Below are 1,538 nucleotides of genomic sequence, written 5' to 3'. Positions count from 1 at the left end.
GCTTTCATTATGGCTCCTTTTGAGTCATAATTAATGACATCATTAGTCAAATATTGATTTTTATTCTGTGAAAAATTGATTAGCTGATTGTCAGCAGAAAAAAATCATGATCTTATGCTTTTTTACTTTTTACCTAAAGTTGGTGTTTTTAAACATTTAAAAGTGTAGAAAAAATTCAAGTAAGAAATGTTGATAACCTTGCTAAGACTTCATCCATAATTATATATGGAATAGTTTCCATTCTTTTTCCATTACGCGCTACTATATCTAAAGCACGCGGTTGGTCACAGCGTATCACACCTGTTGTATGCAGCCCTGTTCCCACCAATGAAACAGCAAAGCCTGCTATTCTAGCAAAATTTCCTCCACTCGTAATGGGCAAAACAATGGGTGTTTTTGTTAAACGATTAAACGCCTCCGGTGACACAATCAGTACAGGACGCGTTCCTTTTTCTCATAGACAGAGGTTGGGTCAAGCGATACAAACCAAATTTTACCTCGCTTCATTACAAGAGCTCTCTGCCAATAAGCTTAGCATCAAACCACTCTACATCTTTATCCGCAAAATCGTCCGAAGGATTACATTCGGCTAACAATTCTTCAAGAGTGTAATTTTGCGATATTTGTGGTTTTACAACCAATTGTCCATTATCAATAGCCAAACCCACTTGCATATTTTCAGTAAGATGAAGAACATCAAACAATGCAGGCGGTATAGAGAGCATAACGGATCCTCCAACTTTACGTAATTTTGTTGTGCATAAAACGCCCTCTCTAATATTAGATAAAAATATAACATAAAGTCCATGATTCAATAGCTTTTAATGCTTTTGTGCAAATGTTTAAGAAGCGCATTTAGAGCAATACGCAATATACTCTGAATAAAGTCAATATTTTTTTAATTTCTGAAAAACATAAAAATATAAAAGTTATAATACCAAACAAGGCTCTTAGCTGCTTATCTGTAAACATATTTATTTCTTGCGGTTTTCGATAATTTTTTGATCTCTCTGTTGATCTCGTCTATAAGAGGTTCGTAATTGAGAATGCTTTTCGGAATATCACCACCGTAAACCCATGCTTTTACTTGCGCTTTGGTACTAAAATCCGCATTCTTAGGTGTTTTGTAATACTGACCACCATCAAACTTTTCACACTCTCTTGTGCCGTCTTCGTATTCGTAGAGGTTGTAAAAATACTCCTCTGTCCCATCCCCCATGGGGCATACCCACTGCCGTTGCAACAAACCTCTTTCGCATGGGTTGTTTACGGTTTTTTAAGAATAGATGTTTTAAAATGAACATACTTTAATCCTAATTTTACAAATTTGTCTATTTGCCTCAAATTTGACCGTACAGAGCGTTTTATAAGATAGGTTTTTTATCATAAAATCTTTAAATCACTCTGTACGGTGCCATTTTGTCGATTTAAATGCACATCCAATCACAAAACGATCAGCAATTTTCATTAGTTTGCTAATTTGCAGTGTTTTTCACTTGCTTTTCAACCAACGTGAGTGGTCTTGAATTCTCTCTCAT

General features: G+C 35.2%; 1 protein-coding gene and 2 pseudogenes. All 3 read right to left on the bottom strand.

What is annotated here, in order from left to right; all coding sequences use genetic code 11:
* Positions 1-175: 175 nt before the first annotated feature.
* Positions 176-507, bottom strand: a pseudogene (locus tag ACFIL8_RS10140) (type II toxin-antitoxin system PemK/MazF family toxin).
* A complete protein-coding gene (locus ACFIL8_RS10135; RefSeq protein ID WP_375613730.1) occupies positions 507-725 on the bottom strand; it encodes an antitoxin in 219 nt (72 codons plus the stop codon). Before ACFIL8_RS10135 ends, ACFIL8_RS10140 begins: the two are co-directional and overlap by 1 nt.
* A gap of 233 nt (positions 726-958) precedes the next feature.
* A pseudogene (locus tag ACFIL8_RS10130) lies at positions 959-1,304 on the bottom strand (hypothetical protein).
* Between the last annotated feature and the right edge of the window lie 234 nt (positions 1,305-1,538).

This window comes from Bartonella sp. AP57NXGY (assembly GCF_042195805.1).
GTDB lineage: Bacteria > Pseudomonadota > Alphaproteobacteria > Rhizobiales > Rhizobiaceae > Bartonella.
The sequence above is the reverse complement of the archived record's forward strand: the minus strand, read 5'-3'. Positions and strand labels throughout refer to the sequence as shown.

Coding starts and splice junctions, on each gene's coding strand:
- ACFIL8_RS10135 (WP_375613730.1), bottom strand. CDS start 725: ATGCTCTCTATACCGCCTGCATTGTTTGATGTTCTTCATCTTACTGAA.